This window comes from Natronococcus sp. A-GB7, assembly GCF_029688865.1.
In the GTDB taxonomy this organism is placed as follows: Archaea; Halobacteriota; Halobacteria; order Halobacteriales; family Natrialbaceae; genus Natronococcus.
In genome coordinates this window covers 47,649-69,377 of the sequence record NZ_JARUKV010000006.1, presented here as the reverse complement: position 1 = coordinate 69,377, position 21,729 = coordinate 47,649, and the positions used below count along the sequence as shown (strand labels likewise).

Sequence of the window (21,729 nt, the reverse complement as noted above, 5' to 3'; positions counted from 1 at the left end):
TTCCGGTTCGGTCCCTACGACGATTCGAGCAGGTCCCGGTACAGCTCGGCGTAGGCGTCTGCGGTCCGCTCGAGGGGGAACTCGGTTCGCGCGCGGTCGGACGCCCGCGCTGCGAACGCCCGCCGCAGCTCGTCGTCCGCGAGCAGCCGTCGCAGGCGGTCGGCGAACGCGGTGGGCTCGGTCGGTATCGCGTAGGAGCCCGCCTCGCCGACGACCTCGTGGAGGACGGGAACGTCGCTGACGACGACCGGGAGCCGACAGGCCATCGCCTCGACGAGGGCGACGCAAAAACCCTCGGACAGCGAGGGCTGGACGTAGAGGTCGCTCGCGGCGAGGATCCGGTACACCTCCTCGCGGTCGACGAAGCCCGTGAACTCGACGCGCGCTCGGACCCCCAGCGAGTCGGCGAGCGACTCGAGATCCTCGCGCAGGGGGCCGTCGCCAACGATCGTCAGCCGACTCTCGGGGTACTCGTCGGCGAGCGACGCGAACGCCCGGAGCAGCGTCGACTGGTTCTTCGTCTCGCTCAGCCGGCCGACCGTCGTAATCCGTGCCCTCTCGGTCCCTCGAGAGTCGCGGGGTTCCTCGAGCACGCGGTCGATCCGATCGACGTCGATCCCGTTGTAGATCACCGAGCACTGCTCCTCGCCGATCCCGAGCCGTTCGAACCAGTACAGCGACTCGAGGGTCCGTTTCGAGTTCGCCACGACTCGATCCGCTCGAGAGAGCGTCGCGGCGTTGACCAGCACCTGCGGGAGCGAGTAGTGGCGCTCGTGGTCGGCGTGTTCGGTGTCGACGATCCGCGTCCCGCGGGGGGCGAGCAGCCGGGCCAGCGAGCCAACGAAGTTGTGGTGGGTGTGGAGGACGTCGTACGACCTCGTCCGCAGGACCCACCGCAGGTGGCGTATCGCGGCCGGATCGAGACGCGAGTCCGCGTTCAGCGGCACGAACTCGACGGCCGAGTCCGGCGCCATCGCGGTCTCCTCGACGGCGGCGTCGTAGTAGGCGACGATCGTCACCTCGATCCCGTCGATCGCCGCCAGCGCCTCGGAGAGCTCGTAGGAGAAGGTCGTCGGTTTGACGTGCGTGAGGACGGCGAGGACGCGAACCATTGCTCGAGGGATTTCCGATCGGACGGGTAAAGGCTTCGGTGCGGACGGAGCTACGCGGGGCCGGGCCGGACGACCTCTCCGTACTCGAACCCGCTGGAGTCGCGCCTCGAGCGCAGGTATCGCGTCGCGGCGATCGCCGAGCGGACGACCGCGGGGTGGGTGTAGGAAAGCGCTAACAGGGCCGCCCTGCGTTTCGTCGGCTCCGCGGAGAGCGCCGCCTTGAGAGCGCTACGGGCGCTTCGAAGCTCGTCGTGATCCAGGTACGCCCGCCCCGCTCGCTCGGCGATCGCCGCCGTCGCCGGCTTCCAGTAGCCGCGCTCGCGGATCAGCGACTCGTGTTTCTCGAGCACGGCTCGATAATCGCGGGTCACGGCTTCGGGCGAACTGGACATGCTCTCGTGGGAGGTTCGAAAGCAGAGGTGGTCGTCGACGGCACCGACGTGCCAGCGCTGGCAGAGCCGGATGTAGAGGTCCCAGTCCTGTTTCGTCGGCAGGTTCTCGTCGAACCCGCCGATCTCCTCGAGTGCGGTCCGGCGGACGAGCACGCGGGACGGCGAGCCGATCAGGTTCTTCCGCAGCATAGCGTCCGAGAGATCGCCGCTGGGCACGTCGCGTTCGACGTGGATGACCTCTCCGTCGGGGGTCACCGACACGGAGAGGCAGGTGACGAGACCGACGTCGTCGCTCGAGTCGACGCAGCGAACCTGCCGTTCGATCTTCGTCTCGTCCCACCGGTCGTCGTCGTCGAGAAAGGCGACGTACTCCCCCGAGGCCCGATCGATCCCCGTGTTCCGCGCCGCGGAGAGTCCTCGATTCTCCTCGTGTTCGATCCCGACGACGCGATCGGGGTAGTCGTCGACGATCCTCCCGACGTAGGCAGTCTCGGAGCCGTCGTCGACGACGATCACCTCGAGATCGTCGTACGTCTGGTCCAGTGCAGTTTCGATGGCGCCCTCGAGAAAGGCGGGACGCTCGTAGGTCGGGATCACTACACTGACGGTTGCCATACCGGTGAGATTTTCTTCGGCATCTTCAGGGTGTCGCTTCCGCAGGCGGTGGCGAACGCTCGCGAAGCGGAATCGGCTGCGACCACCGAGAGCTATAGGGATGGGGTCGCTACTCGAGCCGTAACCCCGCGTGCCGACGCGGTTCGCCCCATGATCAACAGGAACCTGCTGCGACTGAAACTCCGAGACGCCCTCCCCTGGCGGATCACGGGACCGACTGTCCCGCCGTTCGTGATCTGTCGTGTCAACCCCCGCGAGATCCGGACGTACCTCGAGTACGCCGTGTTGCGCAAGTACCGCTCGGCCGGCCGGATCGAGTCCGGAGCGTGGGACCTACGGGCGAAGCCGCTGTCCGAGAGCCCGAAGTACCGGCTGCTTCGAGGCTACTACGACGGTCGCTTGGAAGAAGCCGATCTCACGGTCGAGTCGCTGCGCGAGGCCGGCTACCCCGAGCGCGAGGCCCGCTCCTACGCGTCGTCCGGGTACGGGGCCTACCTCGACGAGCTGTTCGCGTCGATCCGGGAACGGGGGATCGAACTCGAGCGCGACGCTCCCCAGACGGAGCGAACCGCCGACCGGTACGACCAGGTGGCCGTCAACGTCGGTCGCGACGGGGAGCTGATCTTCAACTCCTGTGGGTTCCACCGGCTGGTGGCGTCGCAGCTGGTCGGACTCGAGGGGATTCCGGTCCGGATCAACGCGATCCACGACCGCTGGTGGCGGGCCCACCGGGACGCGGCGAACCCGTTGGACGACCATCCGCAGCTAACCTACGCGGGGCAGATTCCGATCCGGTGGCGGGACGTCCTGGCGCGAGCGTGACGCCCTCGGGGCGGTCAGAACGGCGCCGCCGAACGGAGCTGCTGTCGCTCGACCAGCCCGATCGAGACCGTCGTTCCGAGCCAGACGGCCGTCCCGATGGCGACGACCGCCGCGAGCGAGACGGCGCCGTCGATCATGGTGGCGAACGGCAGGACGACCGCCGACATGATCGCCGTGACGGCCCCGACCTTGGCACAGCGACGGCCGATCGCCCGCCAGTCGAGGTCCAGCTCGAGGTGGATGAGGTAGACGTTCACCGCGACGTACGCCGCGTACGTGCCCGCCGTCGAGATCGCCGCACCGGCGATCCCGATCGTCGGGATGAGCGCGAGGTTCAACAGGAGGTTCGCGACTGCCGCCGCCCCCTTCGCGTACGCGCGGTGTTTCGCCCGGCCGAGGTAGTCGAGCCCGCCGCTGGTGACGTAGGAGACGGCCTGGGCGACCAGGTAGATCGTCAGGAGCTGCAGGACGATCGCACCCCCGGCGTACTCGGCGCCGAAGACGAGCGCGAGCGTCGGCTCGGCGACGATCGCCAGTCCGGCCGCCGCGGGAACGTAGAACACGAGCGTGGCCGTCAGCGCCTCGCCGTAGAGCCGCGAGGCGGTCTCGAGGTTGCCCCGCTGGAGCTGTTCGCTGTAGCGCGGCGAGATCGCGAACCCGAGCGAGTTCGCAGGTGATTTGATAAACGTCAGGAGCTGTTTGGCGACGACGTAGTAGCTGACCGCGAGCGGCGTCAGGAACGCCCCGATGAGGACGACGTCGACGCGCTTGATGATCGTGCTCCCGTTCTCGGTCAGCGTGATCGGGAGCGCGTACTCGGCGATCCGGCGGCGGAGTCCCGCCTCGAGTTCGCCACGCTCCGCGCGCGCGTAGAGCCGGTAGACGACCGCCGCGAACAGCGCGGCGCCGACGAGCGAGCTGACGACGTAGCCGACGAGCGCGCCGACCGCGCCGAGGCCGGCCAGCACGAGTCCGATCGCGACGATAGGACGGACGACCGCCTCGACGAGCGTGATGTAGGCGGCCCACTCGATTTCCTTGAACCCCTGACAGAGGTTTCTCCCGGAGTTGACGAGCCCGTGGCCCGCGACGTACAGCGCGCCGACGAGCAACAGCTCCTCGAGTCCGGGCTCGCCAAGCAGCGCCGCGAGCGGTTCGCGAGCGACGATCAGGACGAGCGTCACGGCTCCGAGGGTTATCGCGAGCGCGAGCGCGACGGTCTCGACGATGTGCGGGATCTGGCCGGCGTCGCGCTCCTCGTACTCGGTGAGGTAGCGGGCGGCGGACTTGCCGAGTCCGAGCCGACCGATCACCGTCGCGATCGCGAAGACGGAGATCGCGAGGTACAACAGTCCGTACTCGTTGGGCTCCAGCAGGCGGGCGAGAACGACGACCAGGAGGCCGCTCGAGAGGTTCCGGACGACCTGCGAGGCGAAGTCGGCCTTGAGTCCGGACGCGATCTTCGCTGCGAGAGCCATGCTCGGCGTTCGTTCCGAGCAGGGCGGAATAAGGCTACTGATCGACGTCGCCGGAGTCGGGTGTCTCGAGGAACCCCCGGGAGAGCGGTATCGTCGTCTCCCCCGACGGATCGACCAGCGCGAAACCGACGAACGTCGCGAGCATCAGCGACGGCGTGGACAGCCCTCCGAGCGTGAACGACTCGGTCAGCATCTGCAACGCGAGCAGCGTCAACGCGGCGAGGACGAACCCGTTCCACGACGGAGCGTTCCGCGCCCGCACCTTCCGCAGGGCCGACGCGACCGCCCCGGCGATCGCGAGGATGTACACCCCGCCGACAGGATACCCCGCGTTCAACACGATCGCGACGAAGGAGTTGTGGGTCGGGGTTCCGGCGTCGAATCCGACGCCGATGAAAGGGCTCTCGGCGGCTTGCGAGAGGGCGACCCCCCAGAACTCGAGGCGTTCGCTGCCGCCGCGTTCGATTACGAGCGCGAGGTAGGACGCGCCGAGATCGGTCAGGAGGAACGCGGACGCGGCGACCGCGCCGACGGCGGCGAACGTGAGCCCGGCTATCGGAGCGCGAACGAACAGCAGAACGGCCGTTCCCGCACCGAACGATAGCAGCGCCATCGTCGCATCGCTCAGGACGAGCCCCGTCAGCGTCACGAACAGCGCCGCACCCCAGGGTCGGCGTCGCGACTCGAGGAACGCCCACAGCGCGCCGAGGCTCGCGACCGCGGCCGCGAACCCGAAGGCGTTGGAGTTGCCGTACACCGACGCGACGCGAAAGCCCGGCCGACCGAGGACGCTGTTGCCCGTCCACGGGAAGTTCGCCGCGGTGACCGTCTCGAGGACGAGGAGCGCGATACCGAGCAGGGTGAGGGCGGTGACGGCGCCCACGAGCCCGCCCACGAACCGTCTCGGGTGTGTGAGAAGCAGCGGGGGACAGACGTACCACAGTGTAACGCAGACCAGCGGCGTGAGCAGGATGTACGGCACGAACGATGTCGAGCCCGTGAGGCCGAACTGGACGACCAGACCGACCCAGTAGAGGCCGAAGAGGGCGACGATCGACCACTCGAGGGAGGCGCCGGCCAGCCGGCCGTCCTCGAGTCCGTATAGGACGCCGAGCGCGAAAATCGACAGCAGGATGGCTCCGGAAACGACGTAGCCGACGGCGGGATCGACGAGCCACGTAGTCGGGGCGAGCCCCGCGACGATGAGTGCAGCACCGACGAACGCCGCGGCCGTTTTCGCCATGCCTCAGTAACGGAAGGTCCGTCCCTTTACCTTTTCCGCGAAAACGTCTGCGCCCGCGTCGCTCGCGGAGGCGTTCCGGCCACGCGACGCGAACCGCTTCGTCGCCCGATCAGGAGTCCAACACTAGCGGCTCGTACCAGCCCCGGTTCCAGCGGTACCAGTCGATGAACCGCGAGACGCCATCCCGGATCGACGTCGTCGGCTCGTACCCGAGCAGCTCGCGGGCCTTCGAGACGTCGGCGTGGGTGTGCTCGGCGTCACCCGTCCGTCGCTCGCCGTACTCGAGGGCGAGCGAGGGATCGATTTCGTCGCGAACCAGCTCCGCGAGCGTTCGGATGTCGATGGTGTCGGTGCTCCCGACGTTGACGACCTCGCCGTCCGCCGAGCCGTCCTCGAGCAGCTGCCGGTTGACGTCGACGACGTCGTCGACGTACGTGAAATCCCGCGTCTGCCGACCGTCGCCGTAGATCACCGGTGGCTCGCCGTTCAGACAGCGCGAGACGAAGTTCGAGATCGCCATGTTGGGGCGCATCCGCGGGCCGTAGACGGTGAAGTAGCGCAGCGACACTGTCGGCAGTCCGTACACCTCGCAGTAGACGCGGGCGTACTGTTCGGCAGCCAGCTTGGAGACGCCGTAGGGGCTGACGGGGGTCGTCGGGTGGTCCTCGTCGTAGGGGAGGGACTCGGGTTTGCCGTACACCGACGACGAACTCGCGAGGACGACCCGCTCGAGGTCGGTCTCGCGGGCCGCGTCGAGCACGTTCAGCGTGCCGTCGACGTTGATCGAGTTCGGCTTGCGCGGGTTGTCGACACTCGTTCGAACGCCCGCCTGGGCCGCCTGGTGGTAGACGATGTCGGCGTCCTCGACCAGTTCGTCGACGAGGGTCGCGTCCCGAACGTCGCCCTCGACGAGGGCGTAGGCGCCTTCGCCCTCCGCTGCAGCCGCTCGACCGAGTTCGATGGTCCGTTCCTTGATCCCGGTATCGTAGTACGGATCCAGGTTGTCGAGTACCGTCACGTCGTGTCCCGCTTTCGTGAACGACTCGGCGAGGTGTCCCCCGATGAATCCGGCGCCGCCGGTGACGAGAACGCGCATCGTTCGCCAACAGACCACCGACTCCCAAAAACACATCGGACTTCTTATGTGTGGACGTGGGTCGACCGGGCGACCGAACACGCCGACTCGTCGGTCCGCTCAGCGAAGGCGACGAGCGAACGGCGCGGGTCCGCGGTTCGGGTGTTTGGTGGCCTCGAGCGGGGACTGAACCGCCGGGATATAGTTACTGGCTCAGTTATTTATTCGTCGCCGATAATTACTCGAGACGTGAGTGCTGTCGAACGAGAGCCGGGGACGTTGCTCGCCTATGGGTGGGACACCCAGCGGCTCGTGAACGCACTCGTCTACGGGCTGTTCGGCCTCCATCTGATTCTGGTCCTTCTCGCGTACGCGACCGACGCCGTGTTCGCGTGGCAGCTGGCAGCGTTCGCCGTCCTGCTCGGTGCGGTCTGTGGCTGTCGGATCGTCGCAAACGCCTACCAGGAGTTCGACCAGCTCCAGGCGGGGCTGCTCTCGGTACTCGGCGTCTCCTTCGTCGCCCTCGGCGTGATCTACCAGAGTTCCTCGCCGGGGTTCGGTCTCGGGCCGAGCCGCCCGCTCGCGATCGCGATCGTGTTCGTTCTTACCGTCTCCTTTTTTCTCGTCGTCACCGACGCCAGGCGGTACACGGCGGGCCAGTGGGCCGCCGTCGGCTGTTTTGCGGTTCTGACCGGGATCTACCTCGCCCACACCCTCGCGTACGACCCCTCGAGTTCGCAGTCCCGGTGGCCGCTGTGGGCCGCGGTCGTGATGGGGACGAGTCTCTTCGTCGTTCCGCGACTCGTTCCCGAACGGATCTTCCTCTGGTTTCTCCCTCGGCTGGCGGCAGTCGCGGTAGTGCTCGGCCTGGGAACGTACGCCGTCGGCGAGTACAGCCTGTGGGCGTTCGAGGTTCGCCAGTGGTCGGGAACCCCGTCGGTACCACTGATCGAGACCGAGCGCTCGACGATCCAGTCGTTCTTCCCGAACCCCAACTCCTTCGGGCTGGTGTCGTTTGCCGGCCTCGTCGCCGCAGTCGTCGAACTCCACCGCTCGGCCGTCGCCCGCCGACCGCTGGGAACCGCGCTCGCAGCCGCGCTCGCCGGTCTCTGTGCGGCCGGCGTCTTCCTCTCGAACGCTCGGGCGGCGATGCTCGCCTCGGCGGTCGTCCTCGTGATCTACGCCGCCTACGTTGCCGGCGGCCGCCTCGCCGTCCCCGTCGCCGCCGTGGCGAGCACCGTCGGCGTCTTCGGACTGCTCGCCGCGATCTACGCGAACGTGATCGACATCTCCACGTCCGGCCGATTCGAGCTCTGGGCCGCGAGCCTGCGGGCGATCCGTGACGGTCCGCTCCTGTTCGGCCACGGAAGCGGTCCCGCGAACCTCGTCATCGAGCCCTATCTCGAGGGGGAGACGGCGCCGTTGCCACACAACTCCTATCTCGAGGTGATGATCCAGACCGGGATCGTCGGCGTCCTCGCCTACGGCGGGCTGGTCGTCGGTAGCATCGCTCGCGGACTGATCGCCTACCGCGACGTCGACGTCGCGATGCTCGCGTTCGTCGTCGGCTGGGCGATCCACCAGTTCTTCGAGTCCTACACCCTGTTCGAGTGGTCGATCGGCGGCGTGCTTGCGTCGATGGCGATCGGGTACCTGCTCTTTGGCGACTGGACGGACTCGAGCCAAGCGCACAGGTGACGTCTCGAGGGTGTCGCCGGCCGACACCTCAGCTCGAACTCGATCCGAGACGAGCGGCCGCGCCGTACACCCGTCGTCGGATCGGCGGCCGTTCGACGAACCACCAGCCGACCAGTCCGACGACGGTCCCGACGACCGCGAGAAGCGCCCGATCGTTGATCCCGGTGGCGGCCGCCGCCGCAAGCGCGATTCCGAGCGCCGCGAGAAACGCTCGCAGCGGTCGGCCCCGCGCGAGCCAACCGATCGCGGCGAGGTAGACGGCGCCGAACGCGACCGATGCGACGACGTCGACGAGGTAGTGAACACCCAGCGCGAGCCGGGAGACGGCGACGAGAGCGACGATCGTCCCGGCGACGCCGAGTCGAACCGACCGCCGGCCCCGCGGGAGCCACAGGGCGAGCGCGCCCCAGAACACCGTGGCGGCCATCGTGTGTCCACTCGGGAAGCCGAACTCGCTGGGCTCGATCACGTGGTACTCCGCGGGCGGCCGCGGGAGCGCGAACACCGACTCGAGCAAAACGACGAGCGCGAGACCGCCGAAGACGGTCGCGATGAGAGTCGCCGTCCGGTCCGAACACAGCGACTCCTCTCGCCGGCCGCGTCGGATCGACGAGCCGACGTCGACGAGGTAAAACAGCGCCAGCGCGGGGGCGACGAGCAGGAGATCCCCGAGCAGCGTCGCCGCGAGGAACGCCTCGAGGAGCCACTCCGGGAGGGTCGCTCGGATCGCCTCCATCACGCCGAGGCTTCGGCTCACGACGACCCGCGGACGCCGCGCTCGGCCGTCCACTCCCCCCTCGAGTTCGGGACGCGGAGACCGCCCCGCGTCGGTACACAGCCCATCATCGGTTCTCTGCGCGTGCGTTACAGCATACCTGCTAGCTCTGCTTCAAAAGCCTATCGAGTCGCCGGATCGGGGAGCCGGAAACGGCCGTGGAATCCGGAGCGACCGTCGCTTCTCGAGGGCCGGCGCTCGAACTCGGTCGGTGTCGGCGGTAGACGGCGGCTCATCCGCTCCCGTCGGGACGAAGCGCGCGGTCGACTGCCGCGACGGCGTCCTCGAGGCGACCTTCGTTCGAGACCCTGACGACGGTAATCGAGTCGTCGGCCTCGGCTGCCTCGACGACTCTCGAGCAGGCCCGCTCGTGGCGTTCCTGTGCGTCATCCATCCTCGCGACGCCGTGTCGCTCCGCGAGGGACTTCTCCCGGCTGCGCTGGCGCCGGAGGCAGACCGCCGTCGGCGCGGTGACGTAGACGAGCGTCTCCGGCGTCGGCACGCGATCGAAGTACGCCTCGAGCGAGAACCGGTCTCCGCCCCGCCAGAGGACCGAGACGGCACCCATTGCGAACCCCTCGTCCATACAGAATCGCTCGTCGGGCCGGACCGTCTCGGCCCCGAGCTGGTAGCGCTCCGCGGCGTCTCTGAGCAGCGACGCAGCCTGGTCGGGTTCCCGGGAGACCGCTCGTCGGGCGCCGACCATCGCCTCCGGAAACGACGGCTGCTCGAGCAGGAACGACGAGAACAGTCGTTTCCGAATCGGGTGCTGTAGAGCGAGCGTCTCGACGGACGAGCGCAGACGCGACGGCAGCAGTCGGTACGCCAGCCGGGTGGGGCCGTCGTAGCTGTCCAGAATCACTCGCTCGAGACCGTCCTCGTAGATTCCACCGTAGTACCGCGGATCGGACGTGAGCCGTCCGTGTACCGCCGACTTGCCCGCTCCCGGGGGACCGAGAAACTCGACGTGTGAGCGGTCGGTCGGGGACATTCGAGTCACTTGCGCGACTGGATCGCGTACAGGTCGGCGTACTGTCCGCCCCGGTCGATCAGGTCGCCGTGCTGGCCGGCCTCGACGACCTCGCCGTCCGAAACCGTGTAGATGCGGTCCGCGTTCTCGACGGTCGAGAGTCGGTGGGCGATCGCGAGCATCGCGTAGTCCCGGTCCATCCCCTCGATCGCCGCCTGAACCTCCTGTTCGAGACTCGAGTCCAGATCGCTCGTCGCCTCGTCCAGGATGAGGAGTTCGGTGTCCTCGAGTAGCGCTCGTGCGAGCGAGACGCGCTGTTTCTGGCCGCCCGACAGCCGTGTGCCGTCGTCACCGAGAACGGTATCGTACCCGTCCGGAAGGTCCTCGAGGAACTCGTCGATCTTCGCGATCGAACACGCCCGCTCGATTTCGGCCTGGGTCACGTCCCGGTTGCCGATCGTGAGGTTGTAGCGCAGCGTGTCGTTGAAGATGAACGGGTCCTGGCGGACGATCGAGATCCGCTCGCGCCACTCGTCGACGTCCATCTCCCCGATCGGGACACCGTTGGCGCGGATCTCGCCGCGGTCGACCTCGTACAGCCGGGCCAGCAGGGAGACGATCGTCGACTTGCCGGCACCCGACTGGCCGACGAAGGCGACGAACTCGCCTTTCTCGACCTCGAAGTCGATCCCCTTGAGCACCCGTTCGTCGCCGTCGTAGGAGAACTCGACGCCGTCGAACTCGACGTGGTCGACCGTGTCGGGCACCTCGCGGGTCGGCTCGTTGACCTCCTCGCGGCGCTCGAGGCCCTCGATGAACTGCTGGGTCCGGACGAGGTGGGGGAGGTCGTTCTCGACCTTGTAGTAGTACTCGTTGAGCGCGCTGACCTTGGGGCCGAGTTGCATCATCGCGAAGAGGAACACGCCGAGCGCGCCGATCGACAGGTCGGCGAACGTGAGCGCGAGGTAGATGAGAACGAACACGGAGACCGCGACGCCGAGGTTGTAGAAGTTGTCGATCGCGGCCTCGTTGCGCCGGAGCTTGATTCGTGCGGTCGTGTACTGGTCGACGGCGTCGAGGAAGTTCCCGCGCAGCTCCCCGGCGAGCCCGAAGATCCGCACGTCGCGGATCCCCTGCGTGCCGGCCTGGGCGGCCTCCTGTCGGCGCTCGTTGGCGTCCGCGACCTCGTCACCGAGGTCGTATCCGCCCTCGAGTACGCCGCGAAGCAGGACCGTCAGGCCGCCGAGGATCGCGATCGCGATCAGCGTCAACGTCGGCGCCATCACCAGCGCGATCGTCAGGTACGCAAGCGAGAGAAACAGCTGCTCGAGAACCTTGATCACGCGTCGGATCACCCGTCCCGCGTAGTAGGTCTGGGTGACGATCGCGTTGAGGATGTCGTCGGAACCCTCCTCGTCGAAGTACTTCACCTCGGCGTCGAGAGCGTTGTCGAACGCCCGAACCTGCAGATCGCGAATGTAGTAGGTTCGCAGCGCCTCGCGGAACCAGCCGACGAGGAAACTCGCCGTGTACCGCACCGTCATCACGACCGCGACGCCGGCGACCACGAATCCGAGGGTAAACGGGACGCCGAGGGCGTCGTAGGCGACGACGAACGCCTCCATCAGCCCGTCGGCCTCGGCGACGGGATCGTCGGCCTGGACGATCTCGATGATCGGCAGAATGAAGCTCAGTCCGATCCCCTCGAGAACCGCGGCGAGTAGCCCGAGGCCGACGATCAGCGTCGTGAACTTCGGGCTGAACCGGGCGACGTCTAACAGTGCGTCGATCTTGTCGCGTCGAGAAATACGCTCGGCATCGTCAGTAGACATTTCGGAAGTAGTGCTGTATCGCCGTCGGAATCGTATAGTCCCGTCGGAACCCGTCCAGATCGGTTCATCTCGGCCGTCTCAGTCCGAGGTGGCCCCGGCTGGCACCTTCTCCTGCAGTCGCTTCTCGGCCTCCTCTCGGTCCTCGGGGTAGCCGACGTCGATGCGCCAGCCCTCGAGACCGATCGCGTCGATCGTCCGACCCGACTGGATGAGCAGGTCGACGGCGTCGCTGATCTCGTACTCGCCGCGGTCGGAGGGCTGGACGAGGTGACAGGCGTGGAAGATCGCGGGCGTGAACGTGTAGAAGCCGGTCATCACGAGATTGGACGGCGGGTCCTCCGGTTTCTCGACGACATCCGTGATCTCGCCGTAGGCGTTCGTATCGCAGACGCCGTAGCGGGAGGCCTCCTCCCAGGGGACCTCCTCGACGAGGAAGGCCGCGTCCGCGCGTTCCTCCTGCTGGCGGCGGACGACGTCCTCGAGGTTCGCCTCGAAGACGTTGTCGCCGAGGATCAGCATGAAGTCGTCGTCGATGTGTTCCTCGACGCAGAGCAGCGCGTGGGCCAGTCCGTTCTGTTCGCGCTGGTGGGCGTACGTGATCGGAACGCCGCGGTACTCGTCGCCGTAGTGGTCGATGATCTTCTCCTTGAGGTAGCCGACGACGATAACGAACTCGCTCGCGCCCAGCTCGACGAGGCGGTCGAGACAGTGGGTGATGATCGGCTTCTCGTCGACCTCGACGAGTCCCTTTGGCTTGTCTTCGGTTAGCGGCCGGAGTCGCGTCCCCTCTCCGGCGGCGAGTACGACGGCTTGCATTGACACTAACTGGTGAGTCTCTCCTTACAATAACGTTCTGGTACGGACCGGTATTTATTTTGTATATTTCGGCCGCAAGACGATTGCTGTGTGCGACTCAGAGGTGGTTCGTTCCCCTATCGGACCACATCCGATCCGTCCTCGAGACCGCGACAGCGGTCGTGCGAATAGGAGCAAATATTTGTTTCCGACTTCGAGCCTGTAGGACAGTGAGCACCGCTGAGCGAGACTCGACTTCGTCTCCCGTCGGGACTCTGGAACCCGATCGGCTCCTCGAGGGCGTGATCTACGGACTGTTCGGGCTCTACCTGTTTCTGGTCCTCGTCGCACACGCGACCGACGCGATCCTGGCGTGGCAGCTCTCGGTCGCTGCGGTCGTTCTCGGCGCGGCTCTCGGCACTCGACTCGCCGTCGGTACCGACGAGAGTCGGACGCACCGGTGGGCGGCGATCCTCTCCGTGTTCGGTATCGCGGTCGTCGTCGCCGGCCTGCTCTACCAGACCAGTTCGCCGGGGTTTGGGATCGGCTCGAGCCGCGTGCTCGGGATCGGCCTCGCGTTCGTCGTCCTCCTCTCGTACGTTCTGGTCGTCACCGACGCCAGACGGTATACGGTGGGCCAGTGGGCCGTCGTCGGCTGCTTCGCGGTGATCGTCGGCGTCTACCTCGCACACACGCTCGCGTTCGTTCCCTCGAGCCCGCAGTCGCGGTGGCCGGTGTGGGCCGCGACGGTGATGGGAACGAGTCTCTTCGTACTCCCCCGGCTCGTTCCCGGACGAGTGTTCCTTCGCGTTCTCTCGGCTTTCGCCGCGGTCGTCGTGGCGCTCGGACTGGCGACGTACGCCGTCGGCGACTACACGCTGTGGCTCTTCGAAGTCGGCCGGTACACCCCGTCCTCGCCGAGCGTTCCCGGATTCGACCCCGATATCCTGACGCTGCAGTCGATCTTCCCGAATCCGAACGGGCTGGGCCTGCTGTCGTTCGCCGGCTTCGTCGCCGCCGTCGTCGAACTCCACCGCTCGCTCGACGAACGACGACCGATCGGCACGCCCGTCGCCGCGATTCTCGCGGTCACCTGCGGGATCGGACTCTTCCTCTCGAACGCTCGAGCGGCGATGCTCGCCGCGGCGGTTGCGACGGCGATCTACGCCGCCTACGCCGTCGGCGACCGAAAGCTCGTCCCGATCGCGGTCGCGACGACTGTCCTCGGCGTGTTCGGGCTCATCGCCGCGATGGCACTCGAAGTCGTCGGCGTCTCCGCGACGGGTCGGTTCGAACTCTGGGCCGCGAGCCTGAGCGCGATCGGCGACGGCCCCCTGCTGTTCGGGCACGGTAGCGGACCGGCCAGCACCGTCATCGAGCCCTACCTCCCCGGCGACGGCGCGCCGACGCCGCACAACTCCTATCTCGTCGTCCTTATCCAGACCGGACTCGTCGGCGGGATCGCCTACGTCGGGCTCGTCGCCGGCAGCATCGTCGCACGCACGGTCGACTACCGCGAGGTCGACGTCGCGATGCTCGCACTCGCCGTCGGCTGGGCGATCCACCAGTTCTTCGAGTCCTACACCCTGTTCGACTGGTCCGTCGGCGCGGTGCTCGCGACCGCCGCCGTCGGCTACCTCGTATTCGGACGCCGAACCGAGCCGCGCCCGTAGCGGCGGATCGACTCGCGGGGATCGGTCTGGAGAGCGCCGCGGATCGACGGTCGGCGACCGGCGGTCGATAGTCGAACTCGAGCCACGTCTCGTCTCGTCCTCGAGCGTGCCGCTGCGCTCTCAGGGAGTCGATCCCAGTCGAAGGGAGCTGATTCGGCGACTCCCGACGGCGTAGGCCATCACGCCGACGATCGCGAACAGGAACCGGTTATCGTTCAGGTCACCGGTTACCATCGCGTTCACGAGCATGTAAGCGAAGAGGACTCCGAGAACGACGTGAGTCGCCTCCCCGTGGTCGATCCAGTCCCGGGCGGCGTTCAACAGCGCGTAGCCGAACAGCGCACCGAGGAGCACGAGTCCGACGATGCCGAGTTCGAACAGCACCTCGAGTACGATATTGTGTGGGTAGTAGCGGGTGTCGTAGCCCGGATCGATCAGTACCGGCCAGGCACCCAATCCCTCGCCGAAGAGGAGCATGACTGGGTGTAGGGCGTCGAACGTGTTCGTCCAGTAGCCGAAGCGAAGACCGAGCGAGCGCCCCGGGCCGTCGGCCAGCGTGAGGAGTCGCTGGATGCCCCGCAGTTGTCGGGCGACGGTGACGAATCCGATCAGCGAAACGACCCCCGCGACGCCGTACCCTGCCAGCGCGATCCGACCGTTCGGCAGCGTTCCGAGGACGATTCCCGCAAGAACGAGCAGCCCGATCGACCCGGCGACGGCGACTGTCGGTCCGCGAGCCCCGCTCACGAGCAGGGCGTAGCTCATCGCGACGGCGCCGAAAAGCGCCGCGACCGTGAGCGTTCGATCCTCTCGCGAGAGGACGAGGTAGCCGACCGCGAGCAACAGCCCCAGCCCGATCGCCCGCCCCGTAATCAGGTAGTTCGTCCCGAACGGGGAGAGCTCGCCGCCGCCGGCTAACAGGTACCGATACAGCATCTCGAGGGCGGTGACGAAGCCGACCCCCGCCGTGGCGAACCCGGCGTACCGGAGCCGCCGGAACGACGTCGCGACGACCACCGAACCCGCGCCGAGCGCCAGGCCGGTCACCCCGACCAGCCGCAACGACTTGGAGAGGTAGTACTCGGTGCTCGGAGTCCAGAGCCCGGAGAGGACGGCGTAGCCGGAGAAGAGGCCGAACAGCGCGGGGATGACGACCGACGGGAGCGTGAGCTCGAGCCGCCCGACGGCGATCAGCAGCGCGGAGAGCCCGACGGTTGCCCCGCCGAGCAACACCGTCAGATCGATCGGCGACCACTCGAGGTACCAGGCGCTTTTGTACACGCCGGAGAAGACGAACGCGACGTAGCAGACGGCGACGGCAGCATCGAGATCATCATCGTGGAGACGCATCTATAGATAGTATTTGAGTTCCGTTGATGTGCCTTGCCAATTCGAAACGGGTGGGTGGCCCGTCATCGGCCGATGAGGCGCTTCACCAGTCGTTTCACGTCCATCCCGGCGGCGAACGTTCGCGGCGTCACGCAGGTCGCGAGGTGGACGTAGGGGAACGGGTTCGTCGGGTGGAGCCGGATCGCCCTGGCGAGCTCCCGTCGCGCCGTCGCCATCTCGCCGCGTCTCGCGTGGGTCAGCCCGAGCAGGTAGTGGTGGTGGGCGTGTCGGCGGTCGGTCAACACGTCGCCGTGGCGCTCGACGAGCTGGGCCTTCCCCTCGCGTCTCGCCGCGACGTCGAGTGAGATCGAGTCCGCCCGACGGTAGTGTTTCGCCAGGATCGTGCCCAGTCCGTAGAGGTCGTACTCCCGGCCGACCCGCAGGTAGAACTCGTAGTCCTGTGAGGAGGCCATCGCCTCGTCGAGGTCGCCGACGGCGTCGAAGACGGACGCGCGAAACGTCGTCGTGATGAAGCTGCCGGGGACGTTCGCCTCGCCGAGAGCCGACCGCGTCACGCGGCCCTCGCGGGTGGCTTCCGGGCCGAGGTACTCCTCACCCCGATAGATGTCGTAGCCGTGGAAGACGCCGCCGTAGGTCTCGGGCAGCGACTCGAGGGCGGCGACGCAGCTCTCGAGCTTGCGCGGGTAGTACTCGTCGTCGGAGTCGAGGAAGGCGACGTACTCTCCGGAGGCCGCCCGAATCCCCTCGTTTCGGGCGACGTTCGCCCCGTTGTTCCCCTCGAGTCGGATATACTCGATGCGGTCGTCGTCGTAGCGCTCGACGACGGCCGCGGTGTCGTCGGTCGAGCCGTCGTCGACGATCACGTGTTCGAACCCCCCGTAGCTCTGTGCGAGGACGCTCTCGATCGCTCGCGGAAGGGTCTCCGCCCGGTTGTACGTCGGCGTGATAACTGAAACGGTAGTCATGTATCGTCGCTCCGTGCGGTTTCGTCGGTCGGTCCGACGACGTCGTCGGTTCCTGGAGTCCCCACCAGCTGTGCGTACGCGGCGAGCAGCCGGTCCCGTTCGACCTCCCAGCTGTACTCCGAGACGACCGCCTCGCGCCCCGCGTCGCTCATCGCCCGCCGGGTATCGGCGTCCTCGAGCAGGCGTTCGATCTCCGTCGTCGCCCGCTCGAGGTCGCCTTCGGGAACGGAGACGCAGTAGTCCGAATCGGCGTAGGGCTCGAGCGACGGCACTTCGGTCAGCACGACGGGGAGGCCACAGTAGAGGTACTCGAAGAACTTCGTCGGGACGTTGCGCTCGAAGCGCTCCTCGTCGACGAGCAACAGGCCGATATCGGCCGCCGAGAGAGAGGAGAAGATCTCGTCGTAGTCGACGTAGCCGAACAGCCGGACGTGCTCCGAGATCCCCGTCTCGTCCATGTACCGTCGGGCCTCGCGCTCGATCTCCTCGTTCTGGAACGACCCGAGCAGCCAGAGCCCGACGTCGAGACCCGCCTCCCGTAGCCGGGCGGTGACCGTCAGCATGTCCAGCAGTCCCCGCTCGCGGTCGAGCCCACCGACGTAGGCCAGCACGTGCTCGTGGGAGCGCTCGAGATCGGCCCGGTCGGTCTCGATCCCCGCGACTTTCGGCAGGTTCCGAATCGTCTCGACGGGCGTACTCGTCCGCGAGGCGAGCTTCTCTCGAGTCGAGTCGTCGGCCGTGACGACGAGATCCAGCGGTCGGGTCAGCGCCGCCTGGACGGCCGGGAACGCCCGCTGCAGGATGGGCTTGACCGCGTCGGGAATCCACTCGCGAACGCGAATCGCATCCGCGTAGTCCTCGTGGACGTCGTAGACGACCTTCGCGTCCGTGGTCAGCGAGAGCGCCAGCCCGATCGGCAACAGCTCCGGATCGTGGACGTGGTAGACGTCGGCGTCCTCGGCCCGCGCCGCCCGGAACAGCGTCGGCAGGTTGCGCCAGCGCTCGAGTCGCGTCTCGACGTCGCCGACCGAGCGTACGTCGACGTTCTCGCGGACGATCGACTCGTCGTGGTGGACGAGCAGGGTCGTCCGGTAGCCCGCGGCCGACAGGGTCTGTAGTTGCTTGTGGAAGATGCGCGGATCGAACGGGTAGTGGACGGACGAGAGGTGGACGACGTGGGTCATGGTTCGGTCTCCTCGTTCTGGGTCGAGTCTCGAGCGGTCGTGTTCCAGGTGACGATGTTCTCCCGCCGGAGGAAGTTCCACAGGCCGACGAGCATGCCGTAGTTCGCGACGAGGAAGAAATGGGGGACGTGGACGAGCGTCGGCGGCGAGAGCGAGGTTCGGTCGAGGGCGGCGCCGACGAGCGCGAGCGCGTAGAACGCCAGCTGGGCCCCGAACAGCGCCAGGTAGATGGGGCTCGCCGAGACGAGGACGAGCGCGAGGTTCGAGAGGAGGGCGACGGCGAGAAGGATCGGCGAGAGCCACCGGAGCACCTTGTGAGAGAGGAGCTGGAACGAAAACACCGGGTACCGAACGGGGTTGAGCAGCTCGGCGTTGTTCGCGACGGTGTGCCACGATCGTGTGACGATCCGGCTCCGACGGTCGAGTTCGTCGTCGACCGTCTCCTCGGTGTTCTCCCAGGCGACCGCGTCGGGGGTGTACGCGACCCGCTCGCCGTTCGCGACGATCGCCAGCGGCTCCGCGAAGTCGCTGATCGCACCCCGTCGAAGGGGGACGTACGAGGAGTTGCGGACCGCATAAATAGCGCCGTTTCCGGTCACCGACGAGCCGACCGCCGACTCGAGGCGTTTGATCAGCGACTCGTAGCGCCAGTAGATCGACTCGCCATCGACGTCGCTCGAGTCGCGGTACTTGAGCTCGCCGACGACACACCCTACGTCGGGTCCGAACGACGCCACCAGCTTGCGGATCGCCTCGGGTTCGTACATACTGTTCGCGTCCGAGAAGACGATGATCTCCTCGTCGACGGCGTCGGCGACCCGGTTCTGGCACCCGGTCTTGCCGACCCGCCCCTCGATGCGGACGAGGTCGACCCCCTCGTCGGCGTAGGAGCGAACGATCTCGTCGGTTCGATCCGAGGAGGCGTCCGAGAAGACGACGATCGAGAGTCGGTCCTCGGGGTAGTCGAGTTCCAGGCTGTTCTCGATCTTCTCGGCGATGATCTCCTCCTCGTTGTACGCGGCGACGACGAGTGCGACCGAGGGGAGGGTGTTCGGAGTCGATGACGCCGGGTTCGAAGTGAGTCGAGACAGCAGCGCCAGCGCGGGGAGATAGAGGAGATACGAGTGGACCAACAGGAGAGCGGAGACGACGAGGACGGCCAGGAGCGTGAGTTCGAGCATGGTGTCGGAGGGGACCGCCCGTCGGCGGATCGCAACGCGTGTCCTACCCCGTTTTGCGTCAACGGCAAGTTCAAGGTTCCGACATGGATCGACCGTTACAGGACCTCACACCCTTCTATTGCAAGCACGCTCCTCCGAAGGGATCTCGCTCGGACCCCGTCGAGCGGACGAAGTCCCCGCTTACGCCGGCGGAACGAGCATCACGTTCCCGGTCGCTCGAGCGACGAGCTCCTCGGAGACGCTGCCCAGCAGCAGTCGACGGAGGCGGCTGTGTCCCCGCGAGCCGACCAGCACCGTCGTCGGGTTCACCGCGGCCTCCGTAGCGAGGATCTCCTCGGCGGGGTCGCCCTGCCTGACGACGGTCTCGGTGTCGATCCCCCAGTCCTCGAGCTCTGCTGCCAGCTCCCCCAGTCGCGGCTCGGGGTCGCCCCCCTCGGGGAGATCGGGATCCTTCGGGGTAGCGACGTGGACGAGCGTCGCCTCCTGCGTGGCGTGTCGCAGGTAGGAGAACGTCTCGAACGCGCGGTCGGCGTTCTCGGAGAAGTCGGTCGCGTACAGCATCCGCTGGAAGAGGTGCTGTCGGACGACCTCGGGGTCGTCGACGCCGCGCTCGATCCGGTTGACCAGCAGCGGCGTCTCGGTCGTCCGGGCGAGGTTGCGCGCGGTCGACCCGACGACGCGGTTCTCGAGTGGGCTCTTCCCGCGAGAGCCGACGACCGTGAGACCCGCGCCGATGGTGTTGGCGATACCGATGATCCGTCGGTGAGGCGTGCCGCGAACGACGTGGGTTTCGACGTCGAACCCGGCGTCCTCGATCACCCGACTGTACCGTCGGATCGCTTTCGTTCGACGTTTCTCGAAGTCGATACCGGGCATTCCCGCGTGGACGTTCGACGGGACGACCGTCACGAGGTGAAACTCCTCGATACCGATCCGTCCGAGACAGTCGAGACAGGTTTCGTTCCGGATCGTCGCCTCGCTGGCCGCCGAGAGATCCGTTGCGAGTACCGCTTTCATATCAGTGGTACGGGGCCGGCGCTATAATATTGTTTGGGTAATCCAATACCAACCGTTCGTCAAAACGACGAATGACGAACGAACCGAATCGAGGAGGACGAACGCGACGAATCGAAACTACCGGGTACCGACTTCCGCGAGAGCGCGTTCGGTTGCGCCGCTCAAGCGACGTCGAACCATCCGCTCCGAACCCCTATATTCCCGTAACGTACCGGAATATTCTCGTTGGATATCCGTGCGATTCTCTGCAGTAATATTGTTCTACAATCCCAAAAGCGTTATACACTCGTCCCGGGTAGTGAGTAGTGAGTAGAAATCCATGACGCGCACACAACCCATAGCGAACGGAGGTCGAAACGAATGATCGAGTTCGCCGGTCTCCCGCCGCTCGCACAGGCGACGGCGCTCGTCGGCGTCGTCTTCCTGCAAGCGGTCGCCCTCTACGTCGGCTACGGAATCCTCGAGCGAGTTGCATCGCCGCTGATCGATCGAGTTACGAGCGCGAGCGCGTAACCGATGGAGCTACTCGGCCTCTCCCCGGCCCTGCTGGCGCTGTTCGTGAGCTTCGGCTTCGCGGTCGGCGTGCTGTTTGGCTTCTTCGGGATGGGCGGGTCGTTCCTGATCACCCCGACGCTGCTGATACTGGGCTACCCCGCGCCCGTCGCGATCGGTAGCGGCCTGGCGTTTTACTTCGGCACGTCCGTCATCGCCGTGTTGAAACACTACGACGTCGGACAGGTCGACTACAGGCTCGGAGCCCTCCTCTTCGTCGTCCTCTCGATCGGGATCGAACTCGGGAGTCGACTCGTCTTCGGTCTCGAGGCCCTGGGGATCGCCGGACTCGTCACCGGCGTCGCGTACGTCGTCCTGCTGGCGGGGATCGGACTCCTGTTTCTGCGACGGGCCTACAGGCTCGAGGACGCCGAGGACGATGACGACGAAGTCAGCGACGAGGAGATCCCCCCGGTCGCCCGGAAAATCCAGTCCTACGAGGTGCCGCCGATGCTCTCGCTGACCTCCGGCGGGCGGGCCTCGCTGTGGACGATCCTCGGCTCCGGCGGCGGCGTCGGTCTCATCTCGGGGCTGATCGGCGTCGGCGGCGGGTTCATCCGGATGCCCGCGATCTACTATCTGATCGGGACGCCCCTGACCGCGGCCGTCGGGACGAGCCTGTTCGCCGGACTGTTCTCGGGCGCGTTCGGCACCTTCACCTACGGGATGTCCGGGGGCGTCGACCTCGCGGTCGTCTCCCTGCTGCTGGTCGGCAGCGCGCTGGGCGCACGCATCGGTTCGGCGGCGACCGCGATCGTCGAGGAAGACGACGTGATCGTCTACTTCGGGATCATGATGGTGCTGGCCAGCGCCGGGATCGGACTCAGTGAGCTCGCCAACTGGCTGGGAACGGGCGCGCTCGACGTGCTCAGCGTCGTCCTGCTCGTCGGCTCGTCGTTCGCCGTCGCCTCGATCATCCTCTATCAGGTGCTCGTATCGGCCGAGGGAGCCGAAACGGATACACAGTCGGCGACCGATAGTAAGGGATAACGATGGCCTT

The 21,729-nt window shown here is 66.9% G+C and carries 19 protein-coding genes; 5 read left to right on the top strand and 14 right to left on the bottom strand.

Translation table 11 applies throughout. From position 1 onward, the window contains the following. Positions 1 to 14 precede the first annotated feature (14 nt). Positions 15 to 1,112: a glycosyltransferase family 4 protein gene (locus tag QA609_RS07185; protein WP_278301915.1), complete on the bottom strand. Its 1,098-nt coding sequence runs from the start codon at positions 1,110 to 1,112 to the stop codon at positions 15 to 17. Positions 1,113 to 1,162: 50 nt separating this feature from the next. Beyond that, entirely contained in the window at positions 1,163 to 2,119 is a 957-nt protein-coding gene (locus QA609_RS07180; protein ID WP_278301914.1) for a glycosyltransferase family 2 protein, read from the bottom strand. A 150-nt stretch (positions 2,120 to 2,269) separates the two neighbouring features. Here QA609_RS07180 and QA609_RS07175 point away from each other — a divergent pair, with 150 nt between their 5' ends. Continuing rightward, complete coding sequence (locus QA609_RS07175) at positions 2,270 to 2,941, top strand: hypothetical protein (RefSeq protein ID WP_278301913.1); 672 nt, start codon at positions 2,270 to 2,272, stop codon at positions 2,939 to 2,941. A gap of 14 nt (positions 2,942 to 2,955) precedes the next feature. Here QA609_RS07175 and QA609_RS07170 read toward each other — a convergent pair whose 3' ends face one another. The 3 genes from QA609_RS07170 to QA609_RS07160 form a co-directional block, all read right to left on the bottom strand. Further along, positions 2,956 to 4,419: a flippase gene (locus tag QA609_RS07170; protein WP_278301912.1), complete on the bottom strand. Its 1,464-nt coding sequence runs from the start codon at positions 4,417 to 4,419 to the stop codon at positions 2,956 to 2,958. A gap of 34 nt (positions 4,420 to 4,453) precedes the next feature. Continuing rightward, on the bottom strand, positions 4,454 to 5,662 hold the full coding sequence (locus QA609_RS07165; protein ID WP_278301911.1) for a hypothetical protein: 1,209 nt from the start codon (positions 5,660 to 5,662) through the stop codon (positions 4,454 to 4,456). A 109-nt stretch (positions 5,663 to 5,771) separates the two neighbouring features. Beyond that, a complete protein-coding gene (locus QA609_RS07160; protein WP_278301910.1) occupies positions 5,772 to 6,758 on the bottom strand; it encodes an SDR family oxidoreductase in 987 nt (328 codons plus the stop codon). A gap of 228 nt (positions 6,759 to 6,986) precedes the next feature. Between QA609_RS07160 and QA609_RS07155 the strand changes: the two genes are divergently transcribed. Further along, complete coding sequence (locus QA609_RS07155; RefSeq protein WP_278301909.1) at positions 6,987 to 8,435, top strand: O-antigen ligase family protein; 1,449 nt, start codon at positions 6,987 to 6,989, stop codon at positions 8,433 to 8,435. A 28-nt stretch (positions 8,436 to 8,463) separates the two neighbouring features. Here QA609_RS07155 and QA609_RS07150 read toward each other — a convergent pair whose 3' ends face one another. The 4 genes from QA609_RS07150 to aglF all read right to left on the bottom strand — a co-directional run bounded on the left by QA609_RS07150 (position 8,464) and on the right by aglF (position 12,828). Further along, positions 8,464 to 9,192, bottom strand: coding sequence for a phosphatase PAP2 family protein (locus QA609_RS07150; RefSeq protein WP_278301908.1), 729 nt, complete (start codon positions 9,190 to 9,192; stop codon positions 8,464 to 8,466). 250 nt (positions 9,193 to 9,442) lie between these two features. Then, positions 9,443 to 10,201 (bottom strand): hypothetical protein, encoded by a 759-nt coding sequence (locus tag QA609_RS07145; protein ID WP_278301907.1) that lies wholly within the window; start codon positions 10,199 to 10,201, stop codon positions 9,443 to 9,445. A 5-nt stretch (positions 10,202 to 10,206) separates the two neighbouring features. Continuing rightward, the gene (locus QA609_RS07140) at positions 10,207 to 12,012 is read right to left on the bottom strand and encodes an ABC transporter ATP-binding protein (protein ID WP_278301906.1); all 1,806 of its coding nucleotides are present in this window, start codon (positions 12,010 to 12,012) and stop codon (positions 10,207 to 10,209) included. A 78-nt stretch (positions 12,013 to 12,090) separates the two neighbouring features. Beyond that, on the bottom strand, positions 12,091 to 12,828 hold the full coding sequence (aglF, locus tag QA609_RS07135) for a UTP--glucose-1-phosphate uridylyltransferase AglF (RefSeq protein ID WP_278301905.1): 738 nt from the start codon (positions 12,826 to 12,828) through the stop codon (positions 12,091 to 12,093). Between the two features lie 209 nt (positions 12,829 to 13,037). On the opposite strand from aglF, the gene QA609_RS07130 reads away from it, so the two are divergent. Further along, positions 13,038 to 14,480 (top strand): O-antigen ligase family protein, encoded by a 1,443-nt coding sequence (locus tag QA609_RS07130; protein ID WP_278301904.1) that lies wholly within the window; start codon positions 13,038 to 13,040, stop codon positions 14,478 to 14,480. 120 nt (positions 14,481 to 14,600) lie between these two features. On the opposite strand, the gene QA609_RS07125 is transcribed toward QA609_RS07130, so the two are convergent. The 5 genes from QA609_RS07125 to QA609_RS07105 all read right to left on the bottom strand — a co-directional run bounded on the left by QA609_RS07125 (position 14,601) and on the right by QA609_RS07105 (position 20,177). Beyond that, complete coding sequence (locus tag QA609_RS07125) at positions 14,601 to 15,830, bottom strand: O-antigen ligase family protein (protein WP_278301903.1); 1,230 nt, start codon at positions 15,828 to 15,830, stop codon at positions 14,601 to 14,603. A 62-nt stretch (positions 15,831 to 15,892) separates the two neighbouring features. Then, the gene (locus tag QA609_RS07120; RefSeq protein ID WP_278301902.1) at positions 15,893 to 16,795 is read right to left on the bottom strand and encodes a glycosyltransferase family 2 protein; all 903 of its coding nucleotides are present in this window, start codon (positions 16,793 to 16,795) and stop codon (positions 15,893 to 15,895) included. Continuing rightward, positions 16,792 to 17,979 (bottom strand): glycosyltransferase, encoded by a 1,188-nt coding sequence (locus QA609_RS07115; protein ID WP_278301901.1) that lies wholly within the window; start codon positions 17,977 to 17,979, stop codon positions 16,792 to 16,794. The genes QA609_RS07120 and QA609_RS07115 overlap by 4 nt, the downstream gene beginning before the upstream one ends. Continuing rightward, a complete protein-coding gene (locus tag QA609_RS07110) occupies positions 17,976 to 19,160 on the bottom strand; it encodes a glycosyltransferase (RefSeq protein WP_278301900.1) in 1,185 nt (394 codons plus the stop codon). Before QA609_RS07110 ends, QA609_RS07115 begins: the two co-directional genes overlap by 4 nt. 180 nt (positions 19,161 to 19,340) lie before the next feature. Continuing rightward, positions 19,341 to 20,177: a universal stress protein gene (locus QA609_RS07105; protein WP_278301899.1), complete on the bottom strand. Its 837-nt coding sequence runs from the start codon at positions 20,175 to 20,177 to the stop codon at positions 19,341 to 19,343. Positions 20,178 to 20,537: 360 nt separating this feature from the next. Here QA609_RS07105 and QA609_RS07100 point away from each other — a divergent pair, with 360 nt between their 5' ends. Next, positions 20,538 to 20,690: a hypothetical protein gene (locus tag QA609_RS07100; RefSeq protein WP_278301898.1), complete on the top strand. Its 153-nt coding sequence runs from the start codon at positions 20,538 to 20,540 to the stop codon at positions 20,688 to 20,690. Positions 20,691 to 20,693: 3 nt separating this feature from the next. Then, positions 20,694 to 21,719, top strand: coding sequence for a sulfite exporter TauE/SafE family protein (locus QA609_RS07095; protein WP_278301897.1), 1,026 nt, complete (start codon positions 20,694 to 20,696; stop codon positions 21,717 to 21,719). Positions 21,720 to 21,729: the final 10 nt, after the last annotated feature.